The 14,787-nt window shown below is 40.1% G+C and carries 9 protein-coding genes, 1 rRNA gene and 1 pseudogene; 8 read left to right on the top strand and 3 right to left on the bottom strand.

Annotation, left to right across the window (positions count from 1 at the left end; translation table 11 throughout):
• Both rrf and JOC54_RS10570 read left to right on the top strand, forming a co-directional pair.
• Positions 1-95 (top strand): 5S ribosomal RNA (gene rrf, locus JOC54_RS10565); the annotation flags it as partial.
• 1,331 nt (positions 96-1,426) lie between these two features.
• Positions 1,427-2,017, top strand: a complete 591-nt coding sequence (locus tag JOC54_RS10570) for a YdcF family protein (protein WP_204466275.1) — start codon at positions 1,427-1,429, stop codon at positions 2,015-2,017.
• Here JOC54_RS10570 and JOC54_RS10575 read toward each other — a convergent pair.
• Both JOC54_RS10575 and JOC54_RS10580 read right to left on the bottom strand, forming a co-directional pair.
• Entirely contained in the window at positions 2,014-3,138 is a 1,125-nt protein-coding gene (locus JOC54_RS10575) for an exosporium glycoprotein BclB-related protein (protein WP_204466277.1), read from the bottom strand. The two genes, JOC54_RS10570 and JOC54_RS10575, sit on opposite strands and share 4 nt — an antisense overlap.
• 331 nt (positions 3,139-3,469) lie before the next feature.
• The gene (locus JOC54_RS10580; RefSeq protein WP_204466279.1) at positions 3,470-4,387 is read right to left on the bottom strand and encodes a proline dehydrogenase family protein; all 918 of its coding nucleotides are present in this window, start codon (positions 4,385-4,387) and stop codon (positions 3,470-3,472) included.
• 170 nt (positions 4,388-4,557) lie between these two features.
• Here JOC54_RS10580 and JOC54_RS10585 point away from each other — a divergent pair, with 170 nt between their 5' ends.
• Positions 4,558-6,090, top strand: a complete 1,533-nt coding sequence (locus JOC54_RS10585; protein ID WP_204466281.1) for a sigma-54 interaction domain-containing protein — start codon at positions 4,558-4,560, stop codon at positions 6,088-6,090.
• A gap of 71 nt (positions 6,091-6,161) precedes the next feature.
• Here JOC54_RS10585 and pruA read toward each other — a convergent pair whose 3' ends face one another.
• Entirely contained in the window at positions 6,162-7,712 is a 1,551-nt protein-coding gene (gene pruA, locus JOC54_RS10590; protein ID WP_204466283.1) for an L-glutamate gamma-semialdehyde dehydrogenase, read from the bottom strand.
• A gap of 46 nt (positions 7,713-7,758) precedes the next feature.
• On the opposite strand from pruA, the gene JOC54_RS10595 reads away from it, so the two are divergent.
• The 5 genes and pseudogenes from JOC54_RS10595 to JOC54_RS10615 all read left to right on the top strand — a co-directional run bounded on the left by JOC54_RS10595 (position 7,759) and on the right by JOC54_RS10615 (position 14,752).
• Positions 7,759-8,529, top strand: coding sequence for an NAD(P)-binding domain-containing protein (locus JOC54_RS10595; protein WP_275582699.1), 771 nt, complete (start codon positions 7,759-7,761; stop codon positions 8,527-8,529).
• A gap of 59 nt (positions 8,530-8,588) precedes the next feature.
• Positions 8,589-9,602 (top strand): annotated as a pseudogene (locus JOC54_RS10600) (C45 family autoproteolytic acyltransferase/hydrolase); the annotation flags it as partial.
• Between the two features lie 156 nt (positions 9,603-9,758).
• Entirely contained in the window at positions 9,759-10,727 is a 969-nt protein-coding gene (locus JOC54_RS10605) for an alpha/beta hydrolase (protein ID WP_204466288.1), read from the top strand.
• A 394-nt stretch (positions 10,728-11,121) separates the two neighbouring features.
• Positions 11,122-12,996, top strand: coding sequence for a molecular chaperone HtpG (gene htpG, locus JOC54_RS10610; protein WP_204466290.1), 1,875 nt, complete (start codon positions 11,122-11,124; stop codon positions 12,994-12,996).
• A 223-nt stretch (positions 12,997-13,219) separates the two neighbouring features.
• Positions 13,220-14,752 carry an AbgT family transporter gene (locus JOC54_RS10615; RefSeq protein ID WP_204466291.1) on the top strand — a complete coding sequence of 511 codons (1,533 nt, stop codon included), beginning with the start codon at positions 13,220-13,222 and terminating at the stop codon, positions 14,750-14,752.
• Positions 14,753-14,787: the final 35 nt, after the last annotated feature.

Here is a 14,787-nt window from a genome sequence, read left to right on the forward strand (position 1 = left end):
GTCACACCCGTTCCCATGCCGAACACGGCCGTTAAGCTCTTTTGCGTCGATGGTAGTTGGGGGCTTCCCCCTGTGAGAGTAGAACGTTGCCGGGCGATGAGAAAGACACCTGAAAAGGTGTCTTTTTTTTCGAGTCTCCTCAAAGCAAAAGAGTACTACTTCGAAGAAGGAGAAAAAATAAAGGATAAGACAAATACGAGAAATAACCACTTTATAAGAAAACATCATGAATCGTCTTCACCGAGAAAGCAACGTGCTCCCCTGTGAGACGGAGGGGTTGTTTTCGTAAACCATCATGAAGTCGCTTCAAAGCAACAGCATCATGACTCAGCGTCCCCGTAGGAAACCACCGCGGAGCCAAGAACGTTGCCGGGCGATCAGAAAGACACCTGAATAGGTGTCTTTTTTTTCGATTCTCCTCAAAGCAAAAGAGCGCTACTTCGAAGAAGGAGCTACAATAAGGGATAAGACAAATACGAGAAATAAGCACTTTATAAGAAAACATCATGAGTCGTCTTCATCGAGAAAGCAACGTGCTCCCCTGTGAGACGGAGGGGTTGTTTTCGTAAACCATCATGAAGTCGCTTCGAAGCAACAGCATCATGACTCAGCGTCCCCGTAGGAAACCACCGCGGAGCCAAGAACGTTGCCGGGCGATCAGAAAGACACCTGAAAAGGTGTCTATTTTTTCGATTCTCCTCAAAGCAAAAGAGTACTGCTTCGAAGAAGGAGAAAAAATAAAGGATAAGACAAATGCGAGAAATAACCACTTTATAAGAAAACATCATGAATCGTCTTCACCGAGAAAGCAACGTGCTCCCCTGTGAGACGGAGGGGTTGTTTTCGTAAACCATCATGAAGTCGCTTCAAAGCAACAGCATCATGACTCAGTGGCCCCGTAAGAAACCACCGCGGAGCCAAGAACGTTGCCGGGCAAACCGAAAGACACCTGAAAGGGTGTTTTTTTTCGTGTACGCTCAAAGCAAAAGAGCGCTACTTCGAAGAAGTAGCTACAATAAGGGATAAGACAAAAACGAGACATAAGCACTTTATAAGAAAACATCATGAATCGTCTTCATCGAATAAGCAGCGTGCTCCCCTGTGAGACGGAGGGGTTGTTTTCGTAAACCATCATGAAGTCGCTTCAAAGAAACAGCATCATGACTTAGCGTCCCCGTAGGAAACCACCGCGGAGCCAAGACCGTTGCCGGGCGATCAGAAAGACACCTGAATAGGTGTCTTTTTTCGTCTATACTTAGAACGGTCATTTCCTGTGTCATTCACTGTAAAGATAGAAAAATAATTCTATGCAAAGTAGAGACGTGAGCAAATAGATCATCCTTATACTTACAAACTAGATAAAGGTTATGTTACAAATAAAAGAGAAATGATTTTGCTATTAAGAGATAGTTAAGGAGGAGAAGTTTTGAATACTATTTTTCAAAGTATAACTGATTTCATATACGCAGAGACACAGATAGAAAGGTCAGATATTATCATTATACCTGGTTCAAGTCGAACTGAATTAATTAAAGAAGCAGCTCTCTTATATCACGATGGTTTTGCACCATATATTCTTATTACAGGTGGTCCTAATTCTAAGTTGTCACAGACCGAAGCAAAATACCTTAAAGAAATAGGCTTATCGTTAGGCGTGCCTGAAACGGCAATTTTTATTGAAGAATGTGCAAGTAACACTTATGAAAATGCAAAAAATGCGCTAATTAGTTTAAAAGAAAAGAAACTCGCATATTCAAAAATCATTCTCGTTACGAAACCAAGTCATGCAAGACGTGTTCTGTTAACCTTTTCAATGGTTTCAGAAAAAACAACCTTTTTCATTAGACCAGCAACAGGTCAATCTACCATTGCAAAGAATAATTGGTTCCTAACGAGCGAAGGAAGAGATGTAACGTTTAGTGAGGTTAAAAAGATTGGTATGTATTTCCCTGTTATAATACGAGATCATACGAAAAATCTCCCACCTATTAACAAGGTAGGAGATAGTAATATTTAGCTGATTGCTAAACCGCCGCTTGCATAACCTGCAACGGTGTTAACAAGGGTTAGACCAGAAGCTGTAGCTGAGAACACCAATAAAAGGCGATCTCCAGCCGTTACTGGAATGGAAAGTCCTGTCGCAGTTCCACTAGAAATAGTACCTAGAGCAAGGACTCCAGTCAGGTCAGGAGTTAACGTTACAATTGCCCCCGGAATAGCTGTAAACGTATTTGTTGGAGTAGGCCCGGCAGAGCGGAAGACTTGTGCTGAAATGGTAATGCTAGAACCAACAAGAGACAAAGCAGCTGTGGTGCTGAAAAACCCTGTTAAGGAAGTGATTGTGCCGTCACGTGGAACTGAGAATGCAAAATTGAGTAATGTTCCAGCAGCTCCTGTAAGGTCAATAGTGTCTCCGCCTAACAAACTAACACCGACAAGTGAATTACCGAACCCTACTAAGCTTGTAGTGCCAACAAGACCGCCCACTACTGTGGTCAATGCCGTTGGTAATCCCGAAGCAAATGGCATAATAGATCCGGAACCGGCAACTCCAGTAATACCCGGTAGTCCAGTAGGCCCAGTAACGCCCGGTAAGCCAGTAGCACCAGTGTCACCAGTAGGCCCGGTAATACCCGGTAATCCAGTAGCACCAGTGTCACCAGTAGGCCCAGTAATACCCGGTAATCCAGTAGCACCAGTAGGTCCAGTAACGCCTGGTAATCCAGTAGCACCAGTGTCGCCAGTAGGCCCAGTAACACCCGGTAATCCAGTAGCGCCAGTGTCACCAGTAGCACCAGTAACGCCTGTTAAGCCAGTAGCACCAGTGTCGCCAGTAGGCCCAGTAACGCCTGTTAAGCCAGTAGCGCCAGTAACACCAGTAGCCCCACCACCAGGCCCAGTCGGCCCGGTAGGACCAGTCGGCCCAGTAGCACCAGTTGGTGGATTAATAAAAGTAGGACCCGTTATACCAGTTATTCCGCCATTACCAGGTCCAGTAGGTCCGGTAGGTCCAGTTATGCCGATACATATTTGACAACCATCGTTTCCTCCACCATTTGAAGGGGTGCGCATAAAATGTTGGATGGAGTTGCATTGACAGAACGATCGGTTGCAGTTATTGCAGTTGCTATTATCCATGCTTATCCTAATCTCCTTTATTAAAAACCATTTGATATACACATATGCACATAGGTCATATTGGGTCTTACAAATTTAATAAAAGAAGAAAAAAGGGCGGCTGAACTAATTAAGAAATGCGTTTTTTTTTGTGGTGAGATTTGAAGTTCTCTATGTTAATAAAGTAAGCGAGGTTGAACGTAAATTATTCCTGAGGCTTATCTTTTGCTGAGTTTGTTTCCTCCATTCATCAGCTAAATTACGAATTTTTAATAAAACTTTCTCAGTAGAAAATAAACTATATATGACAAAAAACCTAATCCTATTTAGTAGGATTAGGTTTTTTCATTTTTTATTTTTTGAAAAACCCTCGTAATGCAAAGGCGATGTTTTGAGGACGTTCAGCTAGGCGTCTCATAAAGTAACCAAACCAATCTGTTCCAAATGGTACATAGAGTCTTACTTTATAGCCCTCTTCCATTAGCTCTTTTTGCAGAGCTTCGCGGAATCCATACAGCATTTGAAATTCAAATTGTTCTTTAGGGATTTTGTTCTTATCTGCATAAGCCTTCACCTTATCGATGATCATATGATCGTGTGAGGCGATGGCAGTGTAGCTACCACTATCAAGATGATTTTGAATAATGGTTATATAATTTTCATCAACTTTTGCTTTGTCTTGAAAGGCTACTTTTTCAGATTCTTTGTAAGCACCTTTTACAAGTCTTAGCGGAACGCCTTTTAATGCGGCGACATCGGCTTCTGAACGGTGTAAATAGGCTTGAATAACAGTGCCGACATTGTCATAATCTTTGCGTAAAATGGATAGAATGCGTAAGGTTTGTTCGCAGTGAGAATAATCTTCCATATCGATACGAATGAATATGTTAAAACTTAAGGCAGTTTGACAAATGCGTTTCATATTGTCGAGACAGAACTCTTCATCAATATCTAAGCCAAGCTGAGTCATTTTTAAAGAGAGGTTACACATAGCGCCAGTCTCGTTGATTGCTCGAAGTACATTTAAGCACGCTTCAGTTGCTTCGATTGCCTCTTCTTTTTCTGTAACAAACTCACCTAAGTGATCTAGTGTACAGTGTAAGCCTTTTGAATTAAGTAACTGAACATTTTTCATGGCATCTTCAAGCGTCGCGCCGGCAACAACTTGTGATGCTCCGAACTTCAGGCCCCATTTTTTAGCTGCTTTATTGAGTGGTTTGCTTTTGGCGAGCTGCATAAAAAATGAGCGAAGTGGTTGTTCTAGGACCATGTGTCATTCCTCCTAAGATGAGATCAAACCTATACAATAAGTAATGCAAAAACGATGCCAAGTTAGATTGAGAGATTAAACTAGTTATTTTTTTAGTAATCGTCTAAAATGTATGTATGTAAAGACATAAGTGTCTAAAGTGTCTAAAAATAAATGTGGAGGTCTGTGTTATGCAAACAACGTTAAAAGATGTTGCCAGACCATTTAATGAAGAACCTGACCGTGACGGATGGCAATTACCTGAGTCTACATTGTTGAGTCAGATTCCTGTATTTTCTGAAAATGACAAGAACATATATACGTTCAATAGTGACCAACAAATTGTGGGTCTCATTGATAAAGCTGACTTAAGTTCATTGTTACTAAATGAATTAAAGCGCCTTCATTCTTTTCAAGAAACGATCCTTAGAGCTATGAATGATGCAGTAACCATTGTTAATGAATCAAGTGAAGTACTTGCTATCAATCATCGTTCAGAGGAACTTTATCAGTTAAATCATGATGAAGTAAAAGGTCGTCCATTGAGTCAATTCTTTGACGAAGAAGCGCTTGTTTTATGGTCAGTGATGAAAGATAAACAACCGGTTATGAACCAATACAATCAACCAAAACAAGGGCTACATGTAATTGTAAACACGGTTCCTGTTTTTCAAGGAATTGAATGTATTGGTGGAATTTCAATTGAGCGTGATATTACGGATGTTGTCAAATTAAATGAAACATTAACGACCACTACAGCAAGTTTACATGATTTAAATGGACATGTTAGCGAGCTCCCTTTTGAAACAATAATAGGAACGAGTAAACCAATTAAACAGGCGATTGAGATGTCTAAAAAAGTAGCGAAAACGGATGCCAATCTATTATTAACAGGAGAAAGTGGTGTGGGGAAGGAATTATTTGCTGAAGGCGTTCATCAAGCGAGTAATCGAAGGGATTCTCCTTTTATAGCGATAAATTGTGGTGCGATTCCAGCAGCTTTATTTGAAAGTGAGCTATTTGGCTACGCTCAAGGTGCGTTTACTGGTGCGGTGAAAGGCGGAAAAAAAGGGAAGTTAGATGCGGCAAAAGGGGGTACATTGTTTCTGGATGAAGTTGCGGAAATGCCACTGGAACTACAGGTCAAACTGCTGAGAGTTCTGCAAGAGCGTCTTTACTATCGAGTAGGTGAGCATAAGGCAATTCCTCTAGACGTACGCATTGTAGCAGCTACGAATCGAAATTTAGAGGAAATGATTGAAGCAGGTACATTCAGAGAAGATCTATATTACCGACTACATGTTATACAAATACACATCCCACCACTTCGTGAACGCATGGAGGATTTGCCCGAATTAATCCAACGTTTTGCTCATGAATTTGCAGTCCGATATGAGAAGGTAGTACCTACTTTTGATGCAGAAGTGATGTATATGTTAATGAACCATCGCTGGGAAGGGAATATTAGACAGCTCCGTAACTTGGTCGAACGAGTCGTTATTTTAACAAATGATGCGGAATCGATTATTCATTGGTACCACTTACCTGAGGCTTTTCAGAGGCAGGGGAAGCACTTATCTTCAACTGTACGATCAATTAAAGATGAACGTCATGATATTGAATTAGCATTACAGAAAACGTATGGAAATAAATCAGCGGCAGCGAAAATGCTGGGTATTTCAAGAGCGACCCTATATAACAAATTAAAACAGTTAAATGTATAAACAAAAGTGTCTAAATAGACAACATTGTATAGACAAAAAAGACACGTTCGACAGAACGTGTCTTTTAATGTTTAATACATTTCTGAGATTGTTTTTGCTTGCATGTGTAGTGCAAGGTAATCTGGTCCGCCCGCTTTAGAATCTGTACCGGACATCTTAAAGCCACCGAAAGGATGGTACCCTACAATTGCACCTGTACAATTGCGGTTAAAATAAAGATTCCCAACGTGAAAATCTTGCTTTGCTTGCTCAATTTTAGCACGATTGTTTGTTATAACAGCACCCGTTAAGCCATACTCTGTGTTATTCGCAATTTCTAACGCTTCATCATAGCTTGAAGCTTTGCTAATTGCTAAAACAGGACCAAAAATTTCTTCCTGCATGATGCGGGCTTTTGGATCAACATCAACGAACACAGTTGGATCAATAAAGAATCCAGTTGAGCTGTCACTTTTACCGCCTGCAACCAGCTTTCCTTCATCGTTTCCAATCTCGATATAGCCTGTGATTTTATCAAATGCTGCTTGATCAATTACTGGTCCCATATAGTTGTTAGTTGCTTCAGCTGGATTTCCAACCGTCAATTCTTTTGTGCGTGCAGCCACTTTCTCAACGACTTCATCATAAACGTCTGCATGGATAACCGCTCTTGAGCCTGCTGAACATTTCTGACCAGAGAAGCCAAACGCAGATACGACAATAGCGTCTACAGCTGTTTCAATATCGGCTTCGCTATCTACAACAACTGTATCTTTTCCACCCATTTCAACGATAACGCGTTTTAAGTGGTTTTGCTCTTTTTGAACAACTGCTGCTTTTTCGTATAAGCGCACGCCGACATCGCGAGAACCAGTGAACGTAATTAACGCTGTTTTTGGATGCTCGACTAAGTAATCACCGACTTCACTTCCGCTACCTGGGACAAAGTTAATCACGCCTTTAGGTACGCCAGCTTCTTCTAATACTTCTACAAATTTTGCAGCGATTACAGGCGTTGTGCTTGCTGGTTTAAGAAGAACCGTATTCCCTGTAACTAAAGGTGCTACAGTCGTTCCAGCCATGATGGCAAAAGCAAAGTTCCAAGGCGAGATGACAACCGTTACACCTGTTGGCGTGTAGACGTAGCTGTTTTGTTCACCTTCGCGACTGATGATTGGTTTGCCGTTTGCTAATTCAATCATTTGACGTGCATAGTATTCTAAGAAATCAATTCCTTCAGCTGTATCACCATCTGCCTCTTTCCAAGGCTTTCCACCTTCTTTTACAAGTAAAGCAGAGAATTCATGCTTACGTCGACGGACAATAGCTGCTGCGCGAACAAGAATATTCGCTCGCTCTGCAGGAGTTACTTTTCTCCAAGATTCAAATGCAGTGCTTGCTGCTTGAATGGCTTGCTCCGCGTGTTCTTTCGTTGCTTTTCCAGTTGTTCCGATTACTTCGGATTTATTAGAGGGATTATAAGATGTAATTTTTTGCTCAGTGTCAACGCGCTCACCGTTTATCACAAGGGGATAATGTCCACCTAGTTCAGATTCGACTTTCTTTATCGCGTCGAGCAAAGCTTGTTTATTTTCCTCGATTGTAAAATCTGTGAATGGTTCGTGTTTGTATGGTTGTAACATAAAAATCCTCCTTCAAATTCGATTCCCTATTTATAATGCAAAAACCATGCCAAGTTCTTTTTTTGTGTTGGAAAAGCCATACAATGTATACTGCTTAAAGAGTCAATTTCAAAATATAAGGAGTGCTTATATGAGAATTGGGATTGTTGGCACGGGTAGAATGGGTTCTGTTATTAGCAAATGTCTAGTATCGAATTATACGTTAACGTTGTATAACCGAAGCTCACAGCGTGCAAAAGTACTGGCAGATGAGCTAAAGGCACAATATGTGGATGAACCACTAGGTTTAAGTACGTGCGAAGTAATTCTCCTCTCTGTGCCAGCTGATCAAATTGCTACTGTAGCAGCTGAAGTAGCGGCATTTTGCAAGACTGATACAATTATTGTTAATACTGCAACCAAAGCTTTCATTTCAACGGAATTGCGTAGTAGACACCCGCATGTTTATTTTGTAGACGCTAAAATCATTGGTCATGCAGGTTCAATGGAGTTCGGACAGTCAGCTTACGTTATTATTGACACGAGCGAAAAGCTTTTTAAGCCATTAAAAAATATTTTTTCATTGATTGGAACAGTTGAGCGGGGGGATAGTAAGCTAGCACCGACATTATCGACACTTGCAACAGAAGTAGGGATACGAGCGGCTGTGCTGTTAAAAAGTGAATTAGCTCCATATCATTTAGCGCCTGAATTAGAGAAAGTGTTGATTGAAAGCATAGGTGCTGGAACGATGAAAGCCTATATCAATGGAGATTTAGGGCATTTTGGACAAGAAATTGCCCGAAGAATAGAAGCGGAGATAGGGGTGGAAGAATGAAGCAAGTGTATAGTGAACTGATTACTTTTAGAGGCTCCCATGAATAATTTGGCTACCAACAAGGTTTAAAGTTGAAAGATTCTTATATTGTTCGTAATCGCGAAAATCAGTGGAAGGTTAGGAAAAAGCGTTTTTCAATTGACGTCCAAGAAGCAAAAAGAGAGATTGAAGTTATTTCAAAGCCAATTTGGCAGGAGTTACTCGGCTTGCAGCAAGCGCTGGAATGGCCAATTGAAGAGGTATTAGCTGAGTTTGGTGGGTATCGAGTGCCGTATAATAAATCAGGATGCTCAATTGCAACAGGCTCTAACTATTTAATTCGAAACTATGATTATCATCCAAAAACATATGATGGCAGATATATGCTCTATCAACCATCAGATGGAGGGCTTGCGACAGCGGCTCCAAGTCAACGCATAACAGGGCGCATGGATGGAATTAACGAAGCAGGTCTTGCGATGGGTTATAATTTTATGAACAGAAAGCGACCGGGTGCAGGTTTTATTTGTTGTATGATTGGGCGATTTATTCTAGAAACATGTGCTAGCGTGAAGGAAGCGATTCAGCTTTTAAAACACATCCCCCATCGCCATTCCTTTAGTTATGTTGTTTATGATCGCACTGGCGAAACAGCGATTATTGAAGCGTCCCCTCGTGATGTTGTTGTCCGCACTTCAATCCGCTGTACCAATCATTTTGAAGAACAGAAATCAGAAAACCGTCACCATTTAATTGACTCAGAACGACGGCTTGCTGTTTTAAAGGAAAATCAACAGCAAGAAATGATTGTGGACGAGGCGTACAAGTTATTTAATCACAGTGATCAAGGGATTTTTTCAGATCTCTATGAAAGTTGGGCAGGAACGATTCACACATCGGTTTACTTTCCAACAGCATTACAAGCTTGGTTTACGCTAGGACCAAATCAACCACCAACAGTAATCGATTTTAAGAGCTGGCTACAAGGAACCTCTTTAGGTATAAAGCGAATTGAGGGAGAAATAAATACTAAAGTACCTTTTTTACATATGGATTATCCGGCAGATTGGTTTAATGGTGAGAAAAGAACATGATCGTCCCTAAGAAGTTATCTAGGAAAGCTTCTTTATAGCAATAAAAGTGTTTATTAAAATTATGATTGAGGAATTATACTCATGATTCTCGAACAAATTAGGGAAGATAAAATCAACTTTTTTAAAATGAATGAAGACCTAATGAGGAGATTGAGTATGAAGAGAAAGTCTAAGGTATGGGTGTGGACAGGATCAGCTGTTGTTCTGCTCGGGTTTGGAGCTTTAATTGCCGCAAGCCTTTATCTGTTTGACATGGCTATTGCTCGTGATACAGATACATTCGAGCTTTATGCTGGAGAAGAGTACAACCATGTAGATGAAGAAGTTGAGACAATGATGGAATTAATTGAAAAAGGCGAGGCGTGGCTGTCACAACAGGAAGTAGAAATACTTGAACAAGTAACTGATGATGGCTTAACGCTTTATGGGCGCTATATTAAAAATGAACAAGAAACGGATAAGTTGGCATTGTTGCTTCATGGATATAGAGGGGTAAGTGATCAGATGGGGCTAGCAGGCGCATTATATGCTGAGCAAGGGTTTGATCTGTTCATTCCAGATGCGAGAGCACACGGAAAGAGTGAAGGCAACTTTATAGGCTTTGGTTGGCCAGATCGATTGGATCAAATTAATTGGTTGGAAAAGCTTATTATAGAAAAAGGAATTAACCAGATTGTCCTACATGGCGAATCGATGGGAGCAGCAACGGCACTGATGACCGCTGGAGAAGACAAGCTGCCACAACAGGTAAAGGCGGTTGTGGCGGACAGTCCATACACATCTGTTGAGGATGAGTTATCACATCAACTAGAAAACCTGTTTAATGTACCTAGCTTTCCCTTTATTCAATTAGGGAGTATCATTACTCAAATCCAAGCTGGTTACTCCTTTGAAGAAGCATCTGCGTTAAAACAAGTGAAAAGAAACACGCCACCTCTTTTTTTAATTCATGGAGATCAAGATGATTTAGTGCCTACTTATATGTCAGAAGAGCTTTATGCACAAGCCACAGGGGAAACGAAATTATGGATTGTATCTGGTGCTGACCACGTTGCAGCGAAATTTGAGAAACCAGAAGAATACAAGGAGCGTGTGTTGCGCTTTGTTCACCAATATTTAGATTAATGCCTTTTAAGAGACAAGGACAAGAGGATATAAACAGACTGAAAAGATGATTAGTCTTTGTTCGGATTGATCGTCTTTTCGTAGCGTTTATGAGAACAAGTATTAGAAGAAAGGGGATTTCAAACGGTCAGCACGAGTCGACGAGTCTGAAGACTATGGGCTGTGTTTTTTTGCGTTAAAGGCTGAGATTTGTTTTTTCTTTAGTGGGTTTGTATTAGTGTTCGTAGAATACGACGTTTTGTCCGACCTTTACGTGTCCCCTTTTTTTGAAAAGGTCAATGGAAAACAAGAATAGCCTATTGACGTTGTAAACAAATTAGGTAAAATGAAGATGGTTGGCACTCGCAAGAGTAGAGTGCTAAAAAAGAATCAATCGACAGAAGGAGTGTTTAAGATGGAGAAAAAACAATTCCAAGCAGAATCCAAGCGTTTGCTGGAAATGATGGTAAATTCAATTTACTCTCAAAAAGAAATCTTCCTACGTGAACTTATTTCAAACGCTAGTGATGCGATCGATAAAATGTACTACCGCTCACTCACTGACGATTCACTCGAATTTGAGCAAGAGAAATATGCAGTTTTCATAGAAGCAAATAAAGACGCGCGGACATTGACGTTAAAAGATACTGGAATTGGTATGACAAAAGCTGAACTGGAAGCCAATTTAGGAACCATTGCCAAGAGTGGCTCACTAGCATTTAAAAAAGAAAACGAGATTAAAGATGGACATGACATCATTGGTCAATTTGGTGTTGGATTTTACGCTGCTTTTATGGTTGCTGATAAAGTATCGGTTCTCAGTCGTTCTGTCGATAGCGAAGAGGCGTTTCGTTGGGAATCTGATGGAACAGATGGTTATACAATTGAGCCGGCTGAGAAAAATGAAGTAGGAACCGAAATTACGCTTCATTTAAAAGAAAACGGTGATGAAGAGTCATTTGATGATTATTTAGAAGAGTACCGTCTTAAGCAAATTATTAAAAAGTACTCTGATTTTATTCGCTACCCGATAAAAATGAATGTAACGGTAAGTAAGCCTAATGAAGAAAATGAAGACGAGTATACAGAATTCCAAGAAGAACAAACCATAAACAGTATGGTTCCTATTTGGCGCAAGAACAAAAGTGAACTAACAGATGATGATTATGAGCAATTTTACCAAGACAAGCGTTATGGATTTGATAAACCGCTTGAGCATATTCACGTTGCTGTTGATGGCGCGGTTCGCTACAACGCGATCTTATTTATCCCGGAGAGTACACCTTTTGATTACTATTCGAAGGAATTTGAAAAAGGACTTGAGCTTTACGCGAACGGCGTTTTGATTATGGAGAAGAGTGCGGAGCTTGTCCCAGATTACTTTAGCTTTGTAAAAGGAATGGTTGATTCAGAAGACCTTTCGCTGAATATTTCTAGAGAAATGCTGCAGCATGATCGCCAGCTCCAATTAATCGCAAAAAATATCAAGTCTAAAATTAAGAGCCAATTAAAAACAATGATGAAGAAAGAACCAGAGAAGTATGAAACGTTCTACAAAGCCTTTGGTCGTCAGCTTAAATTTGGTGTTTATAATGATTTTGGTGCGAATAAGGATGATTTACAAGACTTGCTTATGTTCTATTCTTCAACGGAGAAAAAGCTTGTTTCTCTAACTGATTATGTTTCTAGAATGAAAGAAGATCAAACGCAGATCTACTATGCAACTGGTGAATCCATTGATCGCATTGCGAAGCTTCCACAAACTGAAATGGTCGCTGAGCAAGGTTATGAAATTCTTTACTTCACTGAAGATGTAGATGAATTTGCAATTAAGATGTTGCGCTCTTACAGTGAAAAAGAATTCACTTCCGTTTCTAGCTCTGATTTAAAGTTAAACGATGAAAACAAAGAAGAAGAGGAAACTCAACCAGAGCATACGGAAATGTTTACTAAGATGAAAGAAATTCTTTCGGGTAAAGTTAAAGACGTTAGAGCTTCCAAGCGCTTAAAAACGCACCCCGTCTTCCTTGCAGCTGACGGTGAAATTACCCTTGAAATGGAAAAAGTTTTACAAGCTATGCCTGATAATCAACATGTAAAAGCAGAAAAAGTGCTTGAATTAAACAGCAATCATGAAGTGTTTAAGTCACTTCAACATGCTTTTGATACTGATGAAGAAAAGCTATCGCTCTATACAAATTTATTGTATAGCCAAGCTTTATTAATTGAAGGGCTCCCGCTTGAAGATCCAGTTGAATTTACTAAAGATATGTGTAAAGTAATGATTTAATCAAAAAGGACAGAGGTTCTATACCTCTGTCCTTTTTGATTTTCAAGAAACTGATCCTTTGGAAAAATTTTATTTGTATAATTTTTAAAGGTTCCTTGCAATTTTGTGAATGGATGTTTAACATTGTATAACATGTGGTACTTATCATAGAATTCCTTACTAAATTGTCAGATCTTTTACATAATGATTGATAATGGAAATGGAACAGAAAGAAGGGTGAGAAATGGCAGAAAACGTAAAGAAAAGCGGACCTTTTCAACGCTTTTTAGACATGATTGAAAGGGTTGGAAATAAATTACCACACCCAGTTAATTTATTTGCAATCCTTGCTGGTTTAGTTCTTATTGCTTCCGCTATCATTGCAAGTTTCGGAGTTTCTGTTGATGATCCAGCTAATCCAGGAGAAACCGTAGAGGTTCAAAACTTATTGAGTGGCGAAGGTATTTCTTATATCTTTACGAGCATGGTCGACAATTTTATCGGGTTTGCGCCACTTGGTGTTGTTTTAGCAACAATGCTTGGTATTGGTATATGTGAACGTAGTGGGTTAATAAGTGCTGGTTTGAGAGGTTTTGTGCTTTCAATTCCAAACCGTCTTATTACAGCAGGACTTGTATTTGCGGCAGTTATGTCCAGCGTTGCTTCTGATGCAGGTTATGTTGTATTGCCTCCACTGGGAGCTGTTATATATGCTGCGCTTGGTCGACATCCACTTGCTGGTTTAGCAACAGCTTTCGCGGGTGTTTCAGGTGGATTCAGTGCGAATTTAATGTTATCAGCAACTGATCCGATGCTTGGTGAGATGACAATGCAGGCTGCTGCTACCATTGATCCAGCGTATGCGGATCAAATGAACAATGCAATGAACTGGTGGTTTATTATTGTTTCCACCTTCTTAGTGACGTTTGTCATCACTCTAGTATCTGAAAAGGTTGTTGAACCTCGTTTAGGAAAATATAAGGGTGATTATACCGGGGATCTTGATAAACTGAAGCCAATTGAGAAAAAAGGGTTAATTTATGCATTGATTTCTTTTGTTATTTCAGCAGGTTTAATGAGCTTACTTGTTTTCCCTGAGTGGGGACCAATGCGTGGGACAGGCGATAGCCCAATTGTTGTTTCACCGTTTATGGATTCACTTGTTGTTGTTATTCTATTATTATTCTTAATTCCAGGTTTGGTCTATGGGATTGTGACCAAAGCAATTAAAAATGACAAAGACGTTGCAAACCAAATGTCAGATACAATGGCTTCAATGGGGATGTTCATCGTTCTTGCCTTTACTGCAGGTCAATTTGTCGCATATTTTAATGAATCAAATTTAGGGTTAGTTATGGGAATCTATGGTGGTGAGTTACTCACATCGCTTAATATGGATGGCATAATGGTCGTAATTGGTTTCTTAATTATCACTGCCTTTATCAACTTATTTGTTGGTAGTGCATCAGCGAAATGGGCAATGATGGCACCTGTTTTTGTGCCAATCATGATGCAAATCGGTTATTCTCCTGAGCTAGCACAGGCAGTTTACCGTGTAGCCGATTCTTCTACAAATATCATTACACCACTAATGACTTATTTTGCAATTGTTATAGCGTTTGCACAGAAATACGATAAGAATATGGGAATTGGGACATTAATTTCTGTTATGTTACCTTTCTCCATCTGGTTGTTAATTTCGTGGTCCGCTATGATTATTATTTGGATCTTCACAGGTCTTCCGCTAGGTCCAAATGCACCTGTTTTCTATCCTTAATAAAAATGTAGACCGCCTCTGCTTAAGCAGAGGCG

Source organism: Shouchella xiaoxiensis (genome assembly GCF_016907895.1).
GTDB lineage: Bacteria > Bacillota > Bacilli > Bacillales > Bacillaceae_D > Shouchella > Shouchella xiaoxiensis.

Bases quoted from the DNA above. Each gene is read 5' to 3' on its own strand.
- JOC54_RS10575 (WP_204466277.1), bottom strand. From the start codon at position 3,138: ATGGATAATAGCAACTGCAATAACTGCAACCGATCGTTCTGTCAATGC.
- JOC54_RS10580 (WP_204466279.1), bottom strand. From the start codon at position 4,387: ATGGTCCTAGAACAACCACTTCGCTCATTTTTTATGCAGCTCGCCAAA.
- JOC54_RS10585 (WP_204466281.1), top strand. From the start codon at position 4,558: ATGCAAACAACGTTAAAAGATGTTGCCAGACCATTTAATGAAGAACCT.
- pruA (WP_204466283.1), bottom strand. From the start codon at position 7,712: ATGTTACAACCATACAAACACGAACCATTCACAGATTTTACAATCGAG.
- JOC54_RS10595 (WP_275582699.1), top strand. From the start codon at position 7,759: ATGCCAAGTTCTTTTTTTGTGTTGGAAAAGCCATACAATGTATACTGC.
- JOC54_RS10605 (WP_204466288.1), top strand. From the start codon at position 9,759: ATGAAGAGAAAGTCTAAGGTATGGGTGTGGACAGGATCAGCTGTTGTT.
- htpG (WP_204466290.1), top strand. From the start codon at position 11,122: ATGGAGAAAAAACAATTCCAAGCAGAATCCAAGCGTTTGCTGGAAATG.
- JOC54_RS10615 (WP_204466291.1), top strand. From the start codon at position 13,220: ATGGCAGAAAACGTAAAGAAAAGCGGACCTTTTCAACGCTTTTTAGAC.